Below are 22275 nucleotides of genomic sequence, written 5' to 3'. Positions count from 1 at the left end.
CGACGGTGACGTGCACGTCACCGGACTCGAGCAGCCGCCCGATCACGGCGAGAGTCGAGCCGTCCGGCGCCACTCGGTAGGTGGTGGCGCGCACACCGGCGGCCGCCGCGTCTTCGGCGAGCGTGGGCCAGCTGCCGCTGGGCACATTCACGAGCAGGCCGCCGGGCCGAAGCACGCGCAGTGACCGGGAGCCGGTGTCGTCGTGCACATTGCCGATGAGGTCGATCACCACGTCGACTCCGGAGAGTACCTCCTCGAAGCGGGTCATCGTGTGGTCGATGACCTCGGCGGCGCCGAGGTCCCGAAGCCAGCCGAGGTTGCGGGGGGAGCCGGTGGCGATCACGTGGGCGCCGAAGTAGGCGGCGAACTGCACGGCGAAGTGACCGACGCCGCCGGCGCCGGCGTGGACGAGCATGCGCTGGCCCTCGTGCGCCTTGGCCACGTCGACGACCGCGCCCCACGCCGTGAGGGCGGCGAGGGGCACCCCGGCCGCCTCGAGGTGCGAGAGCCTCGTGGGCTTGCGCGCGATGCTGAGGCTGGGCACGCTCACGAATTCCGCGTAGCACCCGGCCATGCGCGGCACCGGCACCATCCCGAACACCTCGTCGCCCGGTTTCAGCGGAAACGCGTCGTAGGGCGACTCCACCACCACGCCACTGAAGTCGCAGCCCAGGATGGCCGGGAAGCTGGTGATTCCGGCGGAGACTCCGACGCCCGCCCGCGTCTTGGCGTCGATGGGGTTGACCCCGGCCGCCATGACCTTGACCAGAACCTCCGAGTTCAGCTTGCTGGGGAGGGGCACCTCGGCGAGCGTGAGACTGCCCGGCCCCCCGGTGGTCGCGATCACCATTGCTCGCATCGTGGTCATGACCACCAGTAAAGCCGCCCAATGATTCGCCGGTGTTACAGCGGTGTCAACTGGAAGCAAACTATGCCTCGGCTCTACGATTCAGTAATGAGCCTGCACCGTCGCACCAGGAGGGAAGCCGTCGAACTCGCCGGCACGATCGTCGGCTCCTGCCTCGTCGCCGCGGCCCTCGTGATCATCTGGGTGGCCAGGCAGAGCGCCCACCGCGACCTCTACGTGAGCGAGCTGGGCGCGCGGGGGGAACCCACGGCCCACTGGTTCCAGTCGGCCCTCCTCCTGATCGTGATCGGCGGGAGCCTCATCGCCTACGCCGGGCGGGGCATCCGGTCCCGGCTTCCCCTCCTGCGGGCCTGGACGCCCGCGGTGTCGCTCTGGATCGGCTGCGGATTCTTCTTCGTCGCTTCGCAGGTCACCTGCACCGAGGGATGCCCGCTGCCGGTGGGGGACACCTTCACCTGGCAGGACCTCATCCACACGATCGTGGCGGTGCTCGCCTTCGCCGCCGCCTGCTGGGCGATGCTGCAGACCTCGTTCGCCCACGGTCACCGGGCGCTCGCCCTTCTCTCGCTCACCACCGGCCTCGCCGTGGCGCTGATCGCCGGCACGGGAGGGATCTTCTCGCTTGCGCGTTTCGAGGCCGGCTTCGGAAGCCGACTCGAGCTCGCCGCCACGACGATAGCCCTCGGCTGGCTGGTGATCTTCGCCGCGGTCGTCGCGCGACGGCTGGCGACCGGGGCGGCGGTGGCCAGCCCGAGCGACGAACCAGCGGTCGTTCCCGCCGCGCTCGAACCGGTCTAGCGGGAGCGGGTGCGCTCGCGCGCCACGATGTCCAGCACTCGGTTGGCCAGCTGCACGAGCAGGTAGATCTGGTTGTCGTCGCGGTCGACCCAGCGGCACTCCGGCTCGGGGTTCGTCGGCACGAAGTCGTCGTGCTGCTCCCACACCACCAGCGTGCGGTCGGCGCCGAGCACGTACTGCTGCCACCACACCTGGCGAAGATAGGACCGCGGGATGGACCGCCAGGCCGACTTGGTGGTCTTGATCTCGGCGAGCTCGAGAAGGCCGGATGCCGCGAGACCCACGCCGTCCGGGGTCGCCAGGTGGTCGGTCTGGCCCGCGGCGTGGAAGAGCGCGTCACTCGGACGGATCTGGTAGCGGTCCTGCACCCACCGCGCGATCTCCGGCTCGCGCGCCCGGCCGTGATCGGTGTACGCATTGCCGCCGAAGCTCGAGCCGTGCAGCTTGTCGAGGGCGAGGGCCTGCACGGATGCCGGGCCGGAGAGCCGGGCGACGTCTGTGGCCGTGATGCCACGGCTTCGCGCCCGCAGCCACGCCACTCGGTCGGCCGACCGGGCGACGATGCGGTCGCGGTGATCGGGCGGCGGCTCGTCCCAGAGGTCGAGGGTGGGCTGGATCACGGTCACCCGACCATTGTCTCCCACGCACCGATCGGCTGCTGCGCCACGCGCTGATGTGCGCCGGTTCCTGGTCGCGACGGGCAAGTGTCGAGCAACATTTGACTTTTGATTGACACTCGGCGAAAGAGCACCTAGTTTGTTCACCATACGAACTAAAACCCCCATTGTGGGGTAGAAGCATCCGGCGCCACGCGCCCATCCGCGGTTCGACGCACAAAGATCAGCCCTGAGTAGCAATGACGCTCGAACACAGGAGACACCGTGCCCATCGCGCCACTGCCATTGCCATTGCCACTGCCGCAGCCGTGCGGCTGTTCTTCGCTGCCATGATTCAGGGCCCCGCACCCGGGCCGAGCCGGGCGCGACCCGGCGCGCCCGCGCGCCGTCGCACTTCACCGAACCACACCGCACCAACGAGCGTAAGGACGCGCAAGTGAAACGAACCATGATGGCAAAGATCGCCGCGGGCATCGTCGCCGCGGCAGTGGCGATCACCATGTCGGGCTGTGCGGGAGGCGGCGGTGGAGCAAGCCACCCGCTCACGATCGGCATGCCGAACGGTCCCCAGACCAACAACAACAATCCGTTCATGCCGACGTCGGCGGCATCCTCGCTCGGCTACAGCCACCTGCTCTACGAACCGCTTGCCCAGATCAACCCCACCCAGCCCGACCAGAAGCCCGTTCCGTGGCTTGCGAGCTCGTGGAAATTCTCGCCCGACTACACCTCGGTGGAGATCACTGCGCGGGCGGGAGTGAAGTGGTCGGATGGGCACGCGTTCACCGCGAAGGACATCGCGTACACCTTCGAGTTGCTCAAGAAGACGCCGGCGTTCAACAGCAACGCCCTGCCGATGGAGGCGATCACGTCGACGGAGAAGACCGTGACCATCACCTTCGACTCGTCGCAGTTCGTCAACCAGGGCAAGATCCTCGGGGTCTTCATCGTGCCGCAGAAGATCTGGTCCGCGATCAAGGATCCGACGACCGACACCAACCAGAAACCCGTCGGTACCGGGCCGTACGTGCTCAAGACCTGGACGCAGCAGGCGGTCACGATGACTCCCAACAACTCGTATTGGGGCGGAAAGCCGCCGGTGCCCGAGGTGCGGTTCACGTCGTACAACGACAACAACTCCCAACTCACGGCACTGCTGAGCGGGTCAGCCCAGTGGACCTACGTCTTCATTCCCGACATTCAGAAGACCTACGTGTCCAAGAGCAAGACCCACAATGCCGTGATGCCGACCGGTCTCGGCGTGGACGCCCTCTTCTTCAACACCGCGACCGCGCCCTTCAACGACGTGGCGCTGCGCAAGGCGGTGAGCATGGTGATCGACCACAAGGCGGTTCATGAGCAGGGCTACTCCGGATTCAAGGGGCTTGTGGATGGCGTGAACGGCCTTCCGTCTCCCGCCGGCGATGCCTTCAGCTCGGCCAGTTACAAGGGCAAGAAGGCGACCGTCGACGTCGCGGGGGCCAAGAAGGTGCTCGCTGATGCCGGGTACACGCTGGCGAGCGGCGCGCTCATGGATCCGAAGGGCAGCCCCGTCTCCTTCACCCTCACCGACCCGGCCGGCTGGTCGGACTATCTCGCGTCGCTGCAGATCATCGCCGACAACGTGGCCAAGCTCGGCATCAAGGCGAAGGTCGAGACGGCCACCGTCGACGCGTGGACGACGGCCGTACAGACCGGCGACTTCCAGGCGACTCTGCACTGGACGAACACGGGCAACACCCCGTGGGACATCTACTCCAACATCATGGACGGCGCCCAGCTCAAGCCGGTCGGTACGACGGCATCCTGGAACTTCGGCCGATTCGACAGCCCCGAGGCGACGAAGCTGCTCGCGGACTACGCGAACACGACGGACGACGCCCAGCGCACGAAGGCCATGGACGGGCTGCAGAAGATCATGGTCGAGCAGGTGCCGGCGATCGCGCTTGCCGCCGGACCGATGGGGGCCGAATACAGCACGAAGTACTGGACGGGCTTTCCGACCACGGCCGATCCGTACGCCGTGGCGATGCCCACCTCCGCGAGTCTCTCGCAGGTGATCATGAAGCTCAAACCCGTCAAGTAGGCGTCGCGGGCGGGCCCGGCCCCTCGGGCCCGCCACCACCTTTCACGAAGACTCGACCGAAGGAGCCCGATGTCCAGCATGCGCGAAAAGACCCCGGGCGATCCCCAGCCGGGGAGCGGCCACGCGGCCGAGACACCGGTGCTCGAGACTGGCGGCCTGACAAAGCACTTCCCGGTGCACCGTGGTCGAGGGGAGGTCGTGCATGCCGTCGACGGCATCGACATCCGGCTGATGCGCGGCAAGGTGGTGGCCCTGGTGGGCGAGTCCGGCTCCGGCAAGTCGACTGTCGCGCGCCTGCTCGCGCAGCTCCTGCCAGCCACCGCGGGCGTCATCTCCCTCGACGGGGTGCCGGTGAGGGCTCACGGCGGGCGCAAGTTTCGTCGCTATGTGCGCAACGTGCAGATGATCCTGCAGGATCCGTTCGCGTCGCTCAACCCCATCCATACCGTGCGTTATGTGCTCGGCCGATCGATTCGCATCCATCACCCCGGGGCGAAGGCGGCCGAACGCGACGAGCTGTTGCGCAGCCTGCTGTCTCGCGTGGACCTCGTGCCCCCCGAGCGCTACCTCGACAAGTTCCCGCACGAACTGAGCGGAGGCCAGAGGCAGCGTGTGGCCATCGCCCGTGCTCTCGGCGCGACGCCGAAGGTACTTCTCGCCGACGAGCCCGTGTCGATGCTCGACGTCTCGATCCGCATCGGCGTGCTCAACCTCCTGCAAGACCTGAAGGAGACGTTCCAGCTCGCGATCCTTTACATCACCCACGACATCGCCTCGGCGCGCTACTTCGCCGACACCACGATGGTGATGTATGCCGGCCAGATCATCGAGCGGGGCTCGAGCGAGCAGGTCACCCAGCAGCCGGCCCATCCGTATACGCAGCTGCTCATCGCCTCGGCTCCGGATCCGGACGAGCTCGCCGAGCGGGACTCGCGCCCGGCGAAGGGCGAACCGCCGAGCCTGATCAGCCCCCCGACCGGCTGCCGATTCCACCCGCGCTGCCCGTTCGCGATGGAGCGCTGCGCCACGACGCAGCCGCCGACCTTCACCGTGCACGACGGCCAGGAGGCGGCGTGCTGGCTCTATGCCGCGGACGCGGTCACCGAGCGCGAACAGGCGTTCGGGGCGCGGGCGTGAAGTTCCTCCGCCGACGGGTCGGCTTCTACGTCTTCACCGCGTGGGCGGCAATCACGCTCAACTTCTTCATCCCGCGGATGCTCCCGGGCGACCCGGTGCAGTCCCTGATCAACAAGTACCAGGGCCGCCTGAGCACCGACGCCGTCGACTCGCTGCGGGTGCTCTTCGGGCTGAACCAGCACACGACGCTCTGGCAGGACTACTTCACCTACTGGGGCAATCTGCTGCACGGCAACTTCGGCATCTCCTTCACCTACTTCCCCACCCCCGTGGCGGAGGTCGTTGCGCAGTCGCTGCCCTGGACACTCCTCCTCGTCGGCATCTCCACCGTGCTGGGCTTCGTGATCGGCACCGTCGCGGGGGTGGGCCTGGGGTGGCGACGGGGCACCTGGGCCGATGGCCTGCTGCCGGTGGCCAACTTCTTCTCCGCGATCCCCTACTTCTGGCTCGGCCTCATCGCCATCGCGGTCTTCGGAGTCGCGTTGCCGATCTTCCCGGCATCCGGGGGCTACGACGGCGGGCTCTCGCCGTCCTTCTCGCTCGAGTTCATCGGATCGGCGATCTACCACGGCATGCTCCCCGCGCTCACGATCGTGCTCAGCTCGGTTGCAGGCTGGATCCTCGGCATGCGCAACATGATGGTGACCGTCTCCTCCGAGGACTACGTGACGGTGGCTCAGGCGAAGGGACTCCCGGAGCGCACCGTCATGTTCGGCTACGCGGCCCGCAACGCCGTGCTGCCGAGCATCTCCGGTTTCGCCCTGTCCCTCGGCTTCATCGTCGGCGGCACCCTGGTCACCGAGATGGTGTTCTCCTATCCGGGAATCGGCTACGTACTGTTCCAGGCGATCGGATCGAAGGACTATCCGCTCATGCAGGGGGTCTTTCTCATCATCACGCTGTCGGTTCTCGTCGCCAACATGGCCGCCGACTTCGTCTATGCCTTCCTGGACCCGCGCACGAGACAAGGAGCCTGACTGATGTCCACGATGACCAACCCGGTGGATGTTGCCGCCGTTCAGCTGACCAGACGGGGTCGCCCCGCGCGGCTCGGCATCTTCCGCAACACCAAGGCAACAGTCGGGGTCGTGATTCTCGGCTTCTTCATCATCATCGCCATCATCGGGCCGTGGATCGCGCCGTACGACCCGAGCAAGGTGACGCCCGATTCGCTCGCGCCACCGTCGGCCGCGCACTGGCTGGGCACGACGGGAACCGGGCAGGACATCTTCTCCCAACTGGTCGTGGGCACCCAGGGCGTCATGGTCGTCGGCCTCGTCGCGGGAGTCCTGGCCACGATCGTCTCGGTGATCGTCGGGGTCGTGTCCGGCTTCCTGGGCGGGCTGGGTGACGAACTGCTGTCCCTCATCTCCAACGTCTTCCTCGTGGTTCCGGCGCTGCCGCTCATCATCATCATCGCCGGCCTCCTCCCGTCCGCCGGGGGCATCACGATCGCGCTGGTGATAGCCGCCACAGGATGGGCCTGGGGTGCCCGGGTGCTTCGGGCGCAGACCCTGTCGCTGCGCAATCGCGACTTCGTCGAGGCCGCACGCGCGAACGGAGAGCCGATGTGGCGAATCGTCTTCTTCGAGATCATGCCCAACCTCACGGCGATCATCGCATCCGGATTCATCGGAACGGTGATCTTCGCGATCCTCAGCGAGGTGACGCTCGCGTTCATCGGCGTCACGAGCATCTCCACCTGGAACTGGGGGACCGTGCTCTTCTGGGCGCAGTCGAGCCAGGCGCTCGTGCAGGGCGCCTGGTGGTGGTTCGTGCCCGCCGGCCTCTGCATCGCGGCGGTCGGCACCTCCCTCACCCTCATCAATTTCGGCATCGACGAGTTCGTCAACCCGCGTCTGCGCAACACGGCCGCGAGTGCGGGCCTCCTGCGCCGAAAGAAGATCCGTGCGCGCATCGGGTTCACCCCGATCTATCGCCCCCACGTGCCCCCGGCAGTGCGGCCGGCGAAGGAAGGACAGGCATGACCCTGCTCAGCCCGATCATCGCGGCACCGGAGCCGGCGCCGGTGCGCCGACCGGTGCTCGAGATCAAGAATCTCTCGGTCGACTACGGCTACGACGACAGCGCGGTGCATGCCCTCACCGACGTGAGCCTCACCCTGCACGCGGGAGAGGTGCTCGGACTGGCGGGGGAGAGCGGATGCGGCAAGTCCACTCTCGCCTACGCCGCCACGCGCCTGTTGCCGCCACCCGGGGTGATCACCGGGGGAGAGGTCATCTTCACGAGTTCGCGCGACGGACACGGCGGAGACCTCTTCACGATGTCGGATGCCGAGCTGCGCGCCCAGCGCTGGCGCGACACGGCGATCGTGTTCCAGGGCTCGATGAACTCGCTCAACCCGGTGTACACGATCGGCAAGCAGCTCATGGACGGGATCCTCGCCCACTCGCCGCGGGGACAGCGCGAGACCGCGCGGCGTCGGGCGCTCGAACTGCTCGACATGGTGGGCATCTCCAAGGACCGGCTGTCGAGTTACCCGCACCAGCTCTCCGGAGGCATGCGCCAGCGCGTGATGATCGCCATGGCACTCGCCCTGGAGCCCGAGGTCGTCATCATGGACGAGCCCACCACCGCGCTGGACGTCGTGATGCAGCGCCAGATCGTCGAACAGATCATGGCCCTCAAGAACGACCTCGGATTCTCGGTGATCTTCATCACCCACGATGTATCGCTGCTCCTTGAGCTCGCCGATCGCATCGCCATCATGTACGCCGGCGGAATCGTGGAGGACGCGAGCGCGCGGGAGGTCTATCGGATGCCCCGGCATCCGTACACCGCGGGACTGCTCCACTCCTTCCCGGCCCTGCACGGGCCGCGCCGGGACCTGGACGGCATCCCGGGTTCCCCGCCAGACCTGATGAACCTCCCGACCGGGTGCACCTTTCACCCGCGCTGCCCGCACGCGTTCGCGGCGTGTTCGACGACCGAGCCGGCGCTCGGGCCGACGGCCTTCGGCTCGGAGGAACCCTCGCGCTCGGTGGCCTGCCTGCTTCACGATCCGACCGTCGCGCCGGGTCCGGTTCCGCTCGCCCTGGGGGTGCGCCCGGCCGAAACGATCGTCGCCGCCGAGAGCTAGAGAAGCCGCCGAGACCTAGCCGTTCGTGCCGGGGGCGGTCGGCGCACCCGCTCCGCCCGGTCGTGCGCCGAACTGCCGCAACGTGCCCTCCGCGACGGAGGTCGCGGTGACGTCACCGTTCGACCCGGTTTGGCCGATCACCGTGACCGTCTCGCCCGCCTTGAGGTCGGCGACGGTGCTCTTGGTGGTCTTGGTCACCCTGGTGCTTCCGGTGGTGGTCACCGTCTTCTCGGTGCCGTCCTGGGACTTCACGACGATCGTGTTGCCGCTGACCGACACGATGGTGCCGGCCGTGAATCCGCCGCCGGCGAAGCCTCCGGCACCTCCGCCGGCCGCACCTTCGCCGGTACCGCCCAGCCCGCGGGTGAAGCCGGCCGGCCCGCTGGCCTGGGCGGATGCCGCGGTCGCGTGCCCGATGAGCACTCCGCCGGCGAGACCGACCGCTAGGGTCGCGACCAGGGCCAGGGTCGGGGTGAGCCACTTGCGCCCGGCGGTCGGCGGGGTCGGCTGCGGAGCGGACGGCTGCGGCGCTGAGGCCGGGGCCGGGGTGGTGTCGAAGGTGTCAGACATGGGTTCTTCTCTTCTGTTGGGTGGTGGTGTCGGTTGGTCAGATGGCCCGAAGGGCCTGGATGGGGCGCATGGCGGCGGCGCGAGCAGCCGGGTAGACGCCGAAGAAAACGCCGATCGCCACGGACACGCCGAGGGCGAGTGGGATGGAGAACGGAAGGATCACCGGCAGGGTGCCCGTGATCGGGAACTGCGCGCCGATCACCGCCACGGCCACGCCGAGCACTCCGCCGAGCAGGGTGAGGGTCGCGGCCTCGGCGAGGAACTGGCCGAGGATCGCCCCGCGGGTGGCGCCGAGGGCCTTGCGGATGCCGATCTCCCGGGTGCGCTCGGTGACCGTGACGAGCATGACGTTGGTCACCCCGATGCCGCCGACCAGGAGGCTGATCGCCGCGATCGCGCCGAGCAGCGCCGTGAAGCTTGCCGCGCTGGTGGCGGCCGTCTGCAGGAGAGACCCCTGGTTGATGATCGTGTACGGCTCGTCGGCGGTGTTGGTGATGCCGAGAAGCTGGTTGAGCATGATCTCGACCTCGCCCTGAGCCGCGGCGACGGCATCCGCGTTCGTGGCCTCGATGGTGAGCGAGCTGACGGCGCCATAGCCGGTGAAGGACGCCTGGATGCGGCTGATCGGGGCGATGATCACCGAGTTCGGGTCGTTGAAACCGATGCTGCCCTGTTCGGCGAGGATGCCCACGATGGTGAGCGGGGTGCCGCCCACGGTCACCTGCTGGCCGAGCGCGGAACCGGTGGGGAACAGCTCTGAGGCGAGGGTCTGCCCGATCACGGCCACCTTCGCGGAGGTGGTGACGTCTTCGCTCGTGAATGACGCGCCGGTGGCGACCGAATTCGTGCCGAGGGTGAAGTAGGCGGGGGTCGTGCCGATCACCGAGATCGCGGTCTCCGACGCGGTGGTGGAGGCCACGGTGAGGCTCCCGGCGACCTGGGGGATCACGTCCCGCACGTGACCGAGCTTCGCGGCCTGGATCTGCCGACCCACCGCCATCGTGATCTGCTTGGTCGATCCGGTGCTCGCCGCGGCCTGGGCCCCGCCGCCACCACCACCGGTCGGCCGCACGGTCAGTGTGTTCGTGCCCAATTGCGAGATCGCGGAGTTCACGGTCTGGGCGGAGCCATTGCCCACCGCCAGCAGCAGGATCACGGAGGCCACTCCGATCATCACGCCGAGGAGGGTGAGGATCGAGCGCAGCTTGTTGGCGTTGATGCCGCGCAGGGCAGACAGGATCATTTCGACAAAGCTCATGAGCGCGATCCAGCCATCGGGGTGTTCACCGTGGTTCGGTCGGAGACGATGACCCCGTCGCTGAGGGTGATCACCCGGTGGGCCTGGTCGGCCACGTGTTCCTCGTGGGTGATCACCACGATGGTGCGGCCGTCCCTGGCCAGCAGGTCGAACATGGCGAGGATCTCGTCCGTGGATGCGCTGTCGAGGTTTCCGGTCGGCTCGTCCGCCAGCACGAGAGTCGGCGAGGTGACGAGGGCCCTGGCGATCGCGACGCGCTGCTGCTGGCCACCGGAGAGCTCTTGCGGCTGGTGGTTCGCGCGGTCGCCGAGGCCCACCATGTCGAGCGCCTCGAGGGCGCGCGTGCGGCGCTCGGCGCGGGGCACCCTGGCGTAGACGAGGGGCAGTTCGACGTTGCCGAGCGCCGACATCCTCGGCACGAGGTTGAAGGACTGGAACACGAAGCCCACCTGCCGGTTGCGGATCCGCGCCAGCTGGTTCTCATCGAGGGTCTTCACGTCGCTCCCGGCGAGAAGGTAGGTGCCGGAGGAGGCCACGTCGAGGCAGCCGAGCAGGTTCATCAGGGTGGACTTGCCCGACCCGGAGGGACCCATGATGGCCACGTAGTCGCCCTGCGCGATCTCCAGGGTGATGCCACGAAGGGCGTGCACGGCGGCGTCGCCGGTTCCGTAGACCTGGTGGATGTCCACGAGCTGCAGTACCGGAGTCGCCGCGGTCGTCTCGAGCGCGGTCATCCGTTGTTCCTCGGGGCGAATCCGCCGGTGCCGCCGGTGCCGCCGGGGCGGGTGCCGAAGCCGGCGCCCCCGCCGAATCCGGTGCGGCCGGTGCCGGTGCCCGTGCCCGTCGTCGTGGGGGTGACCACTCCCAGCGAGACCGTCTGGCCGGCCTTGAGCCCGGTCTTGATCTCGGTGCCGACGGTGCCGACGATTCCGAGGGTCACCGTCGTCACGGTCGTCTTGCCGTTGGCTCCGACGACCTTCACGGTGGAGACCCCGTTGGCGGTGGTGATCGCCGCCGTGGGCACGTAGAGCGCGTCGGCCGCCGAACTCTTGGTCGTGATCGCCACGGATGCCGTCTGGCCGAGGCGGAGCCCGGTCGGGATGCTGGCCAGAGTGATCGTCGTGGCGTACGTGACCACCGAATTGCTGGTGGTCGCCGTCGGCGCAATCGCCGTCACCGTGGCATCCGCCGTCTCTCCGGGCACGGCCGGGAAGGTCACGACGGCCTTCTGGCCGACGGTGACGGAGGCGATGTCCGCCTCCGCGATGCTCGCGCTCACGGTCATGGCCGAGACGTCGGCGATGGTCGCGAAGGCCGAACTGGAGGTCGACGCGGACGATGCCGACGAGGTCGACCCGGTTCCGGCCGACGACGAACTGGACGACCCGGAACCCGCGCTCTGGCCGACGACGCCGGTCAGACCGATCACGAGCCCGGCCGCCGGGGCGGTGAGGGTGGTGGCCCCGAGGTTCGACTGGTCCTTGGCGAGAGTCTGCGATGCGGTCGTGACCTGGTCCTGCGCCGTGGCGACCTGCTGTTTGGCGCTGTTCAGACTGGACAGGGTCTGCGCGGCCGTCGTGTTGGGACTGGCCGGCGTCGCCTCGGTCGCCGCGAGGGCCGCCTTCGCGTTCACGAGCTGGGTGCGGGCCTGGGCGAGCAGCGTCGTGTCGTTGTTGACGGCCTGCTGGAAGCTCGCCGTCTGCAGGGTGCCGAGAACCTGGCCGGCCGCGACCGTCTGACCGAGCGAGACGTTGACGGTGGCGATGGTGCCCGATACCCCGAAGGAGGCGGTGGCCTCGCTCACCGGGGCCACCGTCCCGCTCGCGGTAATGGTGTTGCTCACCACCCCCTGCTGCACCGTGGTGGTGAGCTGGGTGCCCGTCGACCCGGACGACGACGACGGGAAGATGAGAAAGTAGGTGCCGATGATCGCGCCGATGATGACAACGGCCAGCGAAACATTGATCACCACCGGTTTGCGAATGGTCATGATCGAAAACTGCCTCTCGCGGCTATGAACCCCATATGAATGGGCTGGGGGTCAGGCAAGAACGTCTGAGAGCCCTCGAGGGATCGTGGATTGCCGGCAAGTGCCGCGGAAAGGTCTCAGGAGAGGTAGGGCTGGAACATAGGTTTCTCATAGGAAACTCGCGATAGTAGGAGGAGTGACCACAGACAGCGTTTCCGCCGCGCCGAGCGCCGGCCCCAGGCTCCGCCGTGCAGACGGCTCTCCCGTTCGCGTCGTCGTCGTCGACGACGAACCGACACTGAGCGACCTGCTCAGCATGGCCCTGCGCTACGAGGGCTGGGAGGTGCGCACGGCCGCCGAGGGACGCACGGCGATCAGCGTGATCCGCGAGTTCCAGCCGGACGTCGTCGTGCTCGATGTGATGCTGCCGGACATCGACGGGCTGCAGGTGCTCAAGCGCCTCCGCGCGGACGGGCAGGACACGCCCATCCTCTTCCTCACCGCGAAGGACGCCCTCGACGACCGCATCGCCGGGCTCACCGCCGGGGGAGACGATTATGTCACCAAGCCGTTCAGCCTCGAGGAGCTCGTCGCCCGCCTTCGCGGGCTCATCCGCCGGTCGACGGTCGTCATCGCGGGCTCGTCCGACCCGCTCCTCCGGGTGGGCGACCTCGCCCTCGACGAAGAGAGCTACGAGGTGCGGCGCGACGGTCGGCTGATCGAGCTCACCGCCACCGAATTCGAGCTGCTGCGTTTCCTCATGCGCAACCCGCGCCGCGTGATGAGCAAGGCGCAGATTCTCGACCGGGTGTGGAGCTACGACTTCGGCGGCCGCTCCAGCATTGTCGAGATCTACATCTCCTACCTGCGCAAGAAGATCGACGCCGGCGAGAGCCCCATGATCCACACCGTGCGCGGCGTCGGGTACATGATCAAGGCCGCGGGATGACGCCGCCGACCACCCGCCCGCGGTGGTCGTTGCGTCGCCGCCTCGTTCTCGCCGTCGTCGGGCTGCTCGCGGCAGTCGCCATCGTGATCGGCGCGGTGAGCGTCGTCGCGCTGCAAAGCTTCCTCACCGGCAGGCTCGACCAGCAGCTCAGCCAGGCGAACGGACGATCCCAGAACGGCTTCGGGCCCCCCGGCGGCCCCACCGACGACTCCTCGACGCAGCCCTTCTCGAACGAGCGGCTGCGCGAGACCTTCGGGCGGCAGGCGCCGGACACCGTCATCGCGATCGCGACGGGATCCACAGCATCCGCCCTGCGCAAGGACCAGAACGGCACTCCGCAAATTCTCACCGCGGCGCAGAGTAAGCCGCTCGCGAGCGTGCCCGCCACCGGGCTTCCGATCACCGTGGATCTCGGCGGCGCCCTCGGCAGCTATCGCGCGGTCGCCGTCGAATACAGCGGGGGCGTGCGGGTCGTGACCGCCCTTCCGCTCGGCGAGGTGAGCACCACGGTGTTGCAGCTCGCCCTGGTCATCGCGATCGTGACCTCCCTCGGCCTTCTCGTCGCCGCCCTGCTCGGCGCGTGGATCGTGCGCGTGGCCTTGCGCCCGCTGGAGCGGGTCGTCGCCACCGCCACCCACGTCGCGGAGCTTCCGCTCGACCGCGGCGAGGTCGCGCTCGCCGTGCGGGTGCCGGAATCGGATGCCGACCCGCGAACCGAGGTCGGCCAGGTCGGAGCGGCCATCAACCAGATGCTCGGCCACGTGGCATCCGCGCTCACCGCCCGCCAGGCCAGCGAGAACAAGGTGCGCAAGTTCGTGGCGGACGCGAGCCACGAGCTGCGCACCCCGCTCGCCTCGATCCGCGGCTACGCCGAGCTCACCCGGCGGGGAAACCACGACCTGCCGGACGACGTCGTGCACTCGATCGGCCGGGTCGAGTCCGAGGCGACGCGCATGACGTCCCTCGTCGAAGACCTGCTGCTCCTCGCCCGGCTCGACGAGGGTCGCGACCTCGAAAGCGAACCGCTCGACCTGTCCCGCCTGCTGATCGATGCCGTGAGCGACGCCCATGCGGCCGGCCCCGACCACGAGTGGTCGCTCGACCTGCCGGAGGAGCCGGTGATGGTGGACGGCGACACGGCGCGGCTGCACCAGGTGGTCACCAACCTCCTTGCCAACGCCCGCGTGCACACCCCGTCGGGCACGAGCGTCGTCCTCTCGGTCTCGGTGGAGGGGGACAGCGCGGTGCTGACCGTGGCCGATGACGGCCCCGGCATCCCGAGCGACCTGGTGCCGGTTCTCTTCGAGCGGTTCGCGCGGGGGGACAGCTCGCGTTCGCGCGCGGCCGGCAGTACGGGACTCGGCCTCGCGATCGTGAGCGCGGTGATCGAGGGCCATCGCGGCATCGTCACCGTGGAGAGCGAGCCGGGGCGCACCGTGTTCCGGGTCGAGCTGCCGCTCGCCTCCCCGCTTCTCGGCAAGCCGGAGGCTTAGCGCGCCGCTGCCCATCGCGAGACGGCGAAGATGACAGACTGGATTTCCCCCACCGTTAGGAAATCGCATGAGAATCGCCGTCACGGGAGCCACCGGAAAGCTGGGACGCGCCGTCGTCGAGCGCCTGCGCACCTCTGGACACTTCGTCATCGCCCTCGACATCGTCGGCGCGCGCGGTCCCGAATTCACGCAGGTCGACTTCACCGACTACGGCCAGACCGTGGATGCGCTGTTCGGCATCAACGACCGTCACGACGGCCTGGATGCGGTGGTTCACCTCGCGGCGGCGCCGGCTGGCGGCATCCTGCCGGACTCGCAGACCTTCCACAACAACATGTCGGCCACCTTCAACGTGTTCCAGGCCGCACGCCGCGCCGGCATCAAGAACATCGTCTACGCGTCGAGCGAGACCGTGCTCGGCATCCCGTTCGAGACCCCGCCGCCGTACATCCCGGTCGACGAGGAGTACGACACCCGGCCGGAGTCGATCTACTCCCTCACCAAGCACCTCGAGGAGCAGCTGGCGATCAAGCTCGTGCGCTGGGACCCGGAACTCAGCATCACCGGACTGCGATTCTCCAACGTGATGGATGTCGCGGACTACGCGGCGTTCCCGTCCTACGACGCCGACGCCCGGCTGCGCAGCTGGAACCTCTGGGGATACATCGACGCGCGAGATGGCGCCCAGGCCGTGGAGCGCGCCCTTCTGCGCAACGTGCCCGGCTTCGAGGCGTTCATCATCGCCGCGAGCGACACGACCATGAGCCGGTCGAGCGCGTCGCTCGCCGCGGAGGTCTTTCCGAATGTCACGGTCACCAAGGAACTCGGCGAGACCGAGACCTTGCTCTCGATCGACAAGGCTCGTCGCCTGCTCGGGTTCGAGCCGGAGCACTCCTGGCGAAACCATGCCCAGGCGTGACGGTGCATAGGCGTACCCGTGCATAGGCGCGCCATCGCGATCGCCGTCCTGGCGCTCGCGATGGTGGGCCTGGGGACGCGCCCCGCCCTGGCCACCGACGAACCCCGGGTTCCCGAGGAGGTCGCCTCGTATTTCGCCACCGGTCTCGTTCCGAGGCTCGCCGACCTCTATGGCACGAGCAGCTACGACTCGACGACGAAGGTCGGGACGGTGCGCCGAGTGCTCGCCTTCACCACGGCGTTCCGGTCGGGCGCCGACACGACCCCCACCGAACTCACCAACAATTGGGTCGCGCCGATTTCCAGCAAGGGTGACGTCGTGCTCGGTCTCGCGACGGTCTGGATCAACCCCGGCAGCGACCAACCGGAACTCGCCAACTTCGCGCCGGGCACCGCGACGGTGGCCGCTCTCGCGGCTGCTCCGACGGGTGCCCTGCTCGTGCGAGACGACCGGACCGAGGCCTGGTTCGCCTCGGATGGCACGACGATAACGCCGCTCGTACCGGGAACGTCTGGCATCAAGGCCGCCCTGCCGACGGCGGAGTTCGGCAAGAGACTCGTGGCCGAGTCGCCCGCCCCCGCCGCCGCCGGCCCGCCGAACCAGGGTCTCCTGGTGGCCGGCATCGTGCTCGGGATCGTGGTGGTGCTGCTCGCGGGGTTCGTGTTGTTGCCCGATCGGCGCCGACGCGCTCGTGGTGCGTCCGAGGCTGTCGCCGTCCCCCATGGTCCCGCCCCTGATCCTCCTGCCGAACCGGCCGCGGATCCGATCGCGCCGCCGGTTCAGCCGAAGCGACCAGCGACGGCGAAGCCGAAGCCGACCATGGCCGCGAAGACGAGCACGCCCGCGAAGACGAGGACGAAGACGCCCTCGGCCGCAGCCAGTTCTGGCGGCGATCGCGACGCCTGACCGGTCGCGAGGCGCCCCGCGAGCGGCCGTGTTGCACGGCGGCCACTTCATCCCGTAGTCTTGACCACAGCCAAAGACCGCCGGTTATCGGCGTGCGACGATTCGAGAGAATCGCAGCCGCCGGTCGAATGTTCGCGACAGCGAAGACCTGCGCAGGTGTATTGAGAATTCCTTCCATGGTTTAGCTCCGGGTTGGTTTGGCTCCGTGCGCTTGCGCCGGAGCTTTTTTGTTGTCGTGGCACGGCCCGGTGGTCCGGACCGCACAACCACGCACCACAAATCCATTACTAGGAGCCACATGGCGAACAAGGAAGCTTCGGTCGCCGAGCTCACGGACAAGTTCCGCGACTCGACCGCCGTACTGCTCACCGAGTACCGCGGGCTCACTGTCGCTCAGCTGAAGACGCTGCGCACCACTCTCAGTGAGAACGCCACGTACTCCGTGGTGAAGAACACGTTGACCAAGATCGCCGCGAACGCGGCTGGCATTTCGTCGTTTGACGACGACCTTGCCGGTCCGTCCGCGATCGCGTTCGTGCACGGTGACCCGGTCACCGTTGCGAAGGGTCTTCGCGACTTTGCCAAGGCAAACCCGCTGCTGGTCATCAAGGGTGGTTACTTCGACGGTAACCCCCTGACCCCGGCAGAGGTCATCAAGCTCGCGGATCTCGAGACCCGAGAGGTGCTGCTCGGCAAGCTTGCCGGCGCCTTCAAGGCCTCGCTGTTCGGCGCGGCGTACATGTTCAACGCTCCGCTCGCGAAGGCCGTTCGCACGGTCGACGCGCTGCGCGAGAAGCAGGATTCCGCGTCCTAACTCCGCAAGGACGTTAGACACCGCGGCTTACAACGAGAAAAACAAGGAGAAATATCATGGCAAAGCTTTCAGGCGACGACCTCATCGAAGCATTCAAGGAGCTCACGCTCATTGAGCTCAGCGAGTTCGTCAAGAAGTTCGAAGAGGTCTTCGAGGTCACCGCGGCCGCCCCGGTTGCTGCTGCTGCTGCCGGTGGAACCGCCGCTCCGGTCGAAGAGGTCGAAGAGAAGGACTCCTTCGACGTCGTCCTCGAGTCCATCGGCGACAAGAAGATCCAGGTCATCAAGGAGGTCCGTGCCCTCACGAGCCTCGGCCTCGGCGAGGCCAAGGCCGTTGTGGACAACGCCCCCGGCGTCGTGCTCGAGGGTGTCAACAAGGAGACCGCCGAGAAGGCCAAGGCTCAGCTCGAAGAAGCCGGCGCCACCGTCACCCTCAAGTAGTCGACGCCCTTCGGGGCTCAGCTTGCGGTAACGCTCGATGCGAGGGCGTCGTCCCGAACGGGACGGCGCCCTTCGTCGTTGAGACGCGGATGTCCCGAACGGGCACGCACAAGAGGCCCCCTGGCGACGCTGCCAGGGGGCCTCTGCTTGTGGGATCCGGGTGGCGCGGGACACGCCGTAACCACTCGGCATGTCCCGCGCCTGTGCCGTCTGCGCCGCATCGTCCGGGATCAGGGACGGACGTTGCAGCGCCCTCGAGGAGCCGACCGACGGCGATGTCGACCCATGGAGCGCCGAGCGAATCGTGTGACCGATTGCTCTCGCCTGAGGCTACTTGCGATTGGCATTCGTTGTCCACCATAATGAGGACGCGTCGCCACCGGATTTCTCGCGATGGACGACGTGAATCCTGCGAGTTGTACCCCGATCTGTGTGTGGACTAGACAGTCTTACCCTCTGGCTAGCCCGGTTCAGCGCGTTGATGGGGGCACGGCCCGCCTGCACGACGCGGCAGCGGCGGGGCCATCGGTCCCGGCGCTGTCGCGGTGGGGCTGCTCTGGCTATGGGTCTGCTCTGGCGGTGAGTCTGGCGGCCGCGTTCAGTGCACCGGAACTCCGGCGGGCGCCGTCGTGCTGCGCCTCACGGTCAGGTGTACCGGCATCGTCACCCTTTCGTCCTCGAGGGGTCCCCGATCGCTGGTGAGCCGTTCCATGATCATCTCGACCGCCTTGGCGCCCTGGTCGACCGGATACTGCTCGAGCGTCGTCAGCCCGAACATCTCGGCCAGGTTGTGGCCGTCGATCCCCACGATGGAGACCTGTTCCGGCACCGCGATGCCGAGTTGCCGGGCCGCGACGATCGCGCCGATCGCGATCTCGTCGCAGCCGGCGACGATTGCGGTCGGCCGCGAGCCGGGGTCGCCCAGTACGGAGAGCGCCCCCGCGTAGCCGCCGGGAATCGTGTAAGGCACCGCGCGGAAGTCGTCAGGATGCTCGATCCCGGCGGCGTCGAGGGCCTCTCTCATGCCGGCGAGACGCTGGGCGTGCACCCGGAAGTCCATCTGCTCGTTGAGGTCTCCGCCCAGGTGCATGATGCGGGTGTGGCCGAGGCTCAGGAGATGCTCGGTCATGAACCGGGACGCGCGCACGTCGTCGATGCTGAGGGACGAGATGCCGTCGATGTCCCCTCCGATGCTCACGATCGGCTTTCCGAGTGACTTGAGCAGCGCGACCTCGTGCGAGGTCAGGGCCACGTCCACGGCGATGACCGCATCCACGCGCTTGCGCACCAGAAAGTAGTCGAAGATGCGCTCTCGCAAGGCCGCGTGCGGGCTGAGGCGATAGAGGGTGAGGTCGTAGCCCGCTCCGATGAGGGCGCTCTCGATGCCCTCGAGCACCTCGGCGAAGAACCAGCGGTTGACGAAGGGGATGACCACACCGACGTTGCGGCTCCGGCCGGTGACCAGGCTCGCCGCATTGGACGAGACCACGTAGCCGATCGCCGCGGCGGCCCGTTCCACCTTGGTCCTGGTCTCCTCGGAGACGTAGCCGCGGCCGCTGAGCGCCCGGGATGCGGTGGATTTCGAGACGCCCGCGAGGCGCGCGACGTCGGCGATTGCACTCACAAGCACCCCATCTCCTTCGGCAGCGGCTCGGCGGAGCACAGCCTAGCGACCTTTTCGGTCGAATGGAACCGGTTCCACATGGTAGCGCTCCCACGGCGGGAATGTGGATCACGTGGATCTCTTGAACGCGACACGCGCGTGACGAAAACGTTAGATTACAGGCCGCACCAAGCGCTTGCAGAAACCCCTCGCGGTGTCGTAGTTTGTCGAGTGGAACCGGTTCCCTATCGTCCGCCTGCGCGTGTACCAGCGCCGGCGAACCGGCGACACAGCACTGTCCAGTCCGCGTTCAGCCATGAACACCTGCGGAAGAACCTCAATGAGGAGGAGTTACATGAGTTCCACCGTGCACCGCCGCATCACAGCCCCACTCGTTTTTCTTACCATCGCGGGTCTTGCTCTCGCCGGCTGCTCGTCAGGGGGCGGCTCCACCTCATCGTCGGCCAAGGGTCCGGGCGACGCCGGCAAGGCCGACGGAGTCGTGACCATCTACGGCACGATCGTCGACACCGAGGCCGAGCTCCTGCAGAAGTCCTGGGCCGACTGGGAGAAGAAGAACAAGATCACGATCAAGTACGAGGGCTCGAAGGAGTTCGAGACGCAGATCAGCGTCCGTGCCCAGGGCGGCAACGCGCCCGACATCGCGATCTTCCCGCAGCCCGGCCTGCTGAAGGACCTCGCCTCTCGCGACTTCATTCAGCCCGAGCCGGCCGCGGCAGCAGCCAACGTGAAGAAGAACTGGTCCAAGGACTGGGCCGGCTATGCCTCGTCAGGCGGAACCCTCTACGCCTCGCCGCTCATGGCGAGCGTCAAGGGCTTCATCTGGTACTCGCCGGCGAAGTTCAAGGAGTGGGGCGTCGAGGTGCCCAAGACGTGGGACGAGCTTCTCACCCTGACCAAGACCATCCAGGCGAAGACCGGCAAGGCCCCGTGGTGTGCCGGATTCGGCTCGGATGCGGCGACCGGCTGGCCGGGAACCGACTGGGTCGAAGACCTCGTGCTTCGCCAGGCCGGAGCGGAAACCTACGACAAGTGGGTGAGCCACAAGATCCCGTTCACCGACCCGGCCATCAAGAAGGCGTTCGACAGCGTCGGCGACATCCTCAAGAACCCGGCCTACGTGAACGCCGGTCTCGGAGACGTCAAGTCGATCAACGCTACGCCGTTCGGTGACGTCGCCCGGGTAGTCGGAAACGGCTCCTGCGCGTTGACCCACCAGGCGTCCTTCTTCGATGGATTCATCCAGGACCCGAAGAACGGCAACGCGACAGTCGGACCGGACAAGCAGGTCTGGGCCTTCATCACCCCGCCGATCGATGCCAGTGCCGGCCCGGCCGTCACCGGTGGTGGCGAGATGGTTGCCGCGTTCTCGAACGACAAGGACACCCAGAAGGTGCAGGAGTACCTCTCGAGCGGAGACTGGGCGAACAGCCGCGTCAAGCTCGGCGGTGTGATCAGCGCCAACAAGGGCCTCGACCCGAAGAACGCGTCGAGCCCGATCCTGCAGCAGGCCATCAAGACGCTCCAGGACCCGAAGACGACGTTCCGCTTCGACGCGTCTGACCTGATGCCCGGTGTCGTCGGTGCTGGTTCGTTCTGGACCGGCATGGTCGACTGGATCAACGGCAAGTCGACGGACGATGTCTTGAAGACCATCGACGCGTCATGGCCGGCCAACTAGCGACTCCGGTCGCCTAAGTAACACCCAGCGCGAGGGGCCGGCAGAGAGAATTTTCTTTGCCGGCCTTTCCGCACCCCATTGCTACGGTGTCTAATGCAGATGCGAGTGCAGTTGCATCCGGATCCGCAGGCTCCTGAGTCCACTGCCGTACTCGAAAGGGCACAATGTCAGATTTCTTCCACTGGATAGCGACACTTCCCGCGCTGGTCCAGATCCCCCTCGTCGTCGGAGCGTTCGTCGCCGCCGTGGCTGTCATCCTGTTCTTCGTCGAAATCGCACCGCGGTCGGGACGCAAGTACACGATCATCCGCCTCGCCGTGTGCGTGCTCGCCCCGCTGCTCGTCTTCCTCTTCCTCGGATCGGTCCTCTGGGCGGCCGGTGTCGCGGCGGTTCTCGGCGGCATCTTCTTCATCCTCGATTACCGGGCCAAGCAGGGCGCCGGCTACCTCTTCCAGCTGGTCGGCTTTCTCGCGCCGGCATTGATCCTGCTGCTGATCGGACTCGTCTACCCGACGATCTCCACGACCATCGCGGCCTTCCAGAACAGCCGCGGCAACCGGTTCGTGGGCCTCGAGAACTTCCAGTGGATCTTCACCCAGCCCACGGGCATCCGGGTGGTGGTGAACACCATCATCTGGGTGCTCATCGTGCCGGCGTTCTCGACCGCGATCGGGCTCGCCTACGCCGTCTTCATCGACAAGTCGCGCGGCGAGAAGTTCTTCAAGATCCTGGTCTTCATGCCGATGGCGATCTCGTTCGTCGGTGCCTCGATCATCTGGCGCTTCGTCTATGCCGCGCGCCCGGCGGGCCAGAACCAGATCGGTCTTCTCAACCAGCTAGTGGTGCTCTTCGGCGGTCAGCCGACCGACTTCGTTTCGATCTCGCCATGGAACACCTTCTTCCTCATCATCGTGCTCGTCTGGATCCAGACCGGATTCGCGATGGTTGTGCTCTCGGCGGCCATCAAGGGCGTGCCGACCGAGCAGCTGGAGGCCGCGGAGCTTGACGGCACGAACGCCTGGGAGCGGTTCATCAATGTGACCGTG

At 67.4% G+C, this 22275-nt stretch carries 21 protein-coding genes; 14 read left to right on the top strand and 7 right to left on the bottom strand.

Going from position 1 to position 22275, the window contains the following annotated elements; translation table 11 throughout:
- Positions 1 to 868, bottom strand: an 868-nt coding sequence (locus ACHZD8_RS17610; protein ID WP_394771731.1) for an NADP-dependent oxidoreductase, incomplete at its 3' end; no start/stop codon positions are given.
- 87 nt (positions 869 to 955) lie between these two features.
- Between ACHZD8_RS17610 and ACHZD8_RS17605 the strand changes: the two genes are divergently transcribed.
- A complete protein-coding gene (locus ACHZD8_RS17605) occupies positions 956 to 1666 on the top strand; it encodes a DUF998 domain-containing protein (protein ID WP_394771730.1) in 711 nt (236 codons plus the stop codon).
- Here ACHZD8_RS17605 and ACHZD8_RS17600 read toward each other — a convergent pair.
- On the bottom strand, positions 1663 to 2292 hold the full coding sequence (locus tag ACHZD8_RS17600) for a YqaJ viral recombinase family protein (RefSeq protein ID WP_394771729.1): 630 nt from the start codon (positions 2290 to 2292) through the stop codon (positions 1663 to 1665). The genes ACHZD8_RS17605 and ACHZD8_RS17600 overlap by 4 nt on opposite strands.
- Before the next feature lie 427 nt (positions 2293 to 2719).
- Here ACHZD8_RS17600 and ACHZD8_RS17595 point away from each other — a divergent pair, with 427 nt between their 5' ends.
- The 5 genes from ACHZD8_RS17595 to ACHZD8_RS17575 all read left to right on the top strand — a co-directional run bounded on the left by ACHZD8_RS17595 (position 2720) and on the right by ACHZD8_RS17575 (position 8606).
- On the top strand, positions 2720 to 4369 hold the full coding sequence (locus ACHZD8_RS17595; protein ID WP_394771728.1) for an ABC transporter substrate-binding protein: 1650 nt from the start codon (positions 2720 to 2722) through the stop codon (positions 4367 to 4369).
- 69 nt (positions 4370 to 4438) lie between these two features.
- Positions 4439 to 5506: an ABC transporter ATP-binding protein gene (locus ACHZD8_RS17590; RefSeq protein WP_394771727.1), complete on the top strand. Its 1068-nt coding sequence runs from the start codon at positions 4439 to 4441 to the stop codon at positions 5504 to 5506.
- Positions 5503 to 6483, top strand: coding sequence for an ABC transporter permease (locus tag ACHZD8_RS17585; protein ID WP_394771726.1), 981 nt, complete (start codon positions 5503 to 5505; stop codon positions 6481 to 6483). Before ACHZD8_RS17590 ends, ACHZD8_RS17585 begins: the two co-directional genes overlap by 4 nt.
- A gap of 3 nt (positions 6484 to 6486) precedes the next feature.
- Positions 6487 to 7494 (top strand): ABC transporter permease, encoded by a 1008-nt coding sequence (locus ACHZD8_RS17580; protein ID WP_394771725.1) that lies wholly within the window; start codon positions 6487 to 6489, stop codon positions 7492 to 7494.
- Positions 7491 to 8606: an ABC transporter ATP-binding protein gene (locus ACHZD8_RS17575; protein ID WP_394771724.1), complete on the top strand. Its 1116-nt coding sequence runs from the start codon at positions 7491 to 7493 to the stop codon at positions 8604 to 8606. Before ACHZD8_RS17580 ends, ACHZD8_RS17575 begins: the two co-directional genes overlap by 4 nt.
- A gap of 15 nt (positions 8607 to 8621) precedes the next feature.
- Here ACHZD8_RS17575 and ACHZD8_RS17570 read toward each other — a convergent pair whose 3' ends face one another.
- Genes ACHZD8_RS17570 through ACHZD8_RS17555 form a run of 4 tightly spaced genes read right to left on the bottom strand, consistent with a single transcriptional unit; the run spans position 8622 to position 12424 of the window.
- Positions 8622 to 9176, bottom strand: a complete 555-nt coding sequence (locus ACHZD8_RS17570) for a hypothetical protein (RefSeq protein ID WP_394771723.1) — start codon at positions 9174 to 9176, stop codon at positions 8622 to 8624.
- Positions 9177 to 9213: 37 nt separating this feature from the next.
- Complete coding sequence (locus ACHZD8_RS17565) at positions 9214 to 10434, bottom strand: ABC transporter permease (protein ID WP_394771722.1); 1221 nt, start codon at positions 10432 to 10434, stop codon at positions 9214 to 9216.
- Complete coding sequence (locus ACHZD8_RS17560; RefSeq protein WP_394771721.1) at positions 10431 to 11168, bottom strand: ABC transporter ATP-binding protein; 738 nt, start codon at positions 11166 to 11168, stop codon at positions 10431 to 10433. Before ACHZD8_RS17560 ends, ACHZD8_RS17565 begins: the two co-directional genes overlap by 4 nt.
- A complete protein-coding gene (locus ACHZD8_RS17555) occupies positions 11165 to 12424 on the bottom strand; it encodes an efflux RND transporter periplasmic adaptor subunit (RefSeq protein WP_394771720.1) in 1260 nt (419 codons plus the stop codon). Before ACHZD8_RS17555 ends, ACHZD8_RS17560 begins: the two co-directional genes overlap by 4 nt.
- Positions 12425 to 12599: 175 nt before the next feature.
- Between ACHZD8_RS17555 and ACHZD8_RS17550 the strand changes: the two genes are divergently transcribed.
- The 6 genes from ACHZD8_RS17550 (at position 12600) to rplL (ending at position 17924) form a co-directional block, all read left to right on the top strand.
- The gene (locus tag ACHZD8_RS17550) at positions 12600 to 13352 is read left to right on the top strand and encodes a response regulator transcription factor (RefSeq protein ID WP_394771719.1); all 753 of its coding nucleotides are present in this window, start codon (positions 12600 to 12602) and stop codon (positions 13350 to 13352) included.
- Positions 13349 to 14845, top strand: coding sequence for a sensor histidine kinase (locus ACHZD8_RS17545; protein WP_394771718.1), 1497 nt, complete (start codon positions 13349 to 13351; stop codon positions 14843 to 14845). The genes ACHZD8_RS17550 and ACHZD8_RS17545 overlap by 4 nt, the downstream gene beginning before the upstream one ends.
- 67 nt (positions 14846 to 14912) lie before the next feature.
- Entirely contained in the window at positions 14913 to 15764 is an 852-nt protein-coding gene (locus ACHZD8_RS17540) for an NAD-dependent epimerase/dehydratase family protein (RefSeq protein ID WP_394771717.1), read from the top strand.
- 18 nt (positions 15765 to 15782) lie between these two features.
- Entirely contained in the window at positions 15783 to 16670 is an 888-nt protein-coding gene (locus ACHZD8_RS17535; protein ID WP_394771716.1) for a hypothetical protein, read from the top strand.
- 298 nt (positions 16671 to 16968) lie between these two features.
- A complete protein-coding gene (rplJ, locus tag ACHZD8_RS17530; RefSeq protein ID WP_331901393.1) occupies positions 16969 to 17484 on the top strand; it encodes a 50S ribosomal protein L10 in 516 nt (171 codons plus the stop codon).
- Positions 17485 to 17540: 56 nt separating this feature from the next.
- A complete protein-coding gene (gene rplL, locus ACHZD8_RS17525) occupies positions 17541 to 17924 on the top strand; it encodes a 50S ribosomal protein L7/L12 (RefSeq protein ID WP_331901395.1) in 384 nt (127 codons plus the stop codon).
- 598 nt (positions 17925 to 18522) lie between these two features.
- Here the strand turns inward: rplL and ACHZD8_RS17520 are convergent.
- Complete coding sequence (locus ACHZD8_RS17520; RefSeq protein ID WP_394771715.1) at positions 18523 to 19554, bottom strand: LacI family DNA-binding transcriptional regulator; 1032 nt, start codon at positions 19552 to 19554, stop codon at positions 18523 to 18525.
- 328 nt (positions 19555 to 19882) lie between these two features.
- Here ACHZD8_RS17520 and ACHZD8_RS17515 point away from each other — a divergent pair, with 328 nt between their 5' ends.
- Together ACHZD8_RS17515 and ACHZD8_RS17510 are read left to right on the top strand one after the other, a co-directional pair.
- The gene (locus ACHZD8_RS17515; protein ID WP_394771714.1) at positions 19883 to 21229 is read left to right on the top strand and encodes an ABC transporter substrate-binding protein; all 1347 of its coding nucleotides are present in this window, start codon (positions 19883 to 19885) and stop codon (positions 21227 to 21229) included.
- Positions 21230 to 21393: 164 nt separating this feature from the next.
- Positions 21394 to 22275, top strand: an 882-nt coding sequence (locus ACHZD8_RS17510) for a carbohydrate ABC transporter permease (RefSeq protein WP_394771713.1), incomplete at its 3' end; no start/stop codon positions are given.

It is taken from the genome of Lacisediminihabitans sp., assembly GCF_043726815.1.
In the GTDB taxonomy this organism is placed as follows: domain Bacteria; phylum Actinomycetota; class Actinomycetes; order Actinomycetales; family Microbacteriaceae; genus Lacisediminihabitans.
This window is presented reverse-complemented; position numbering and strand designations above follow the sequence as displayed.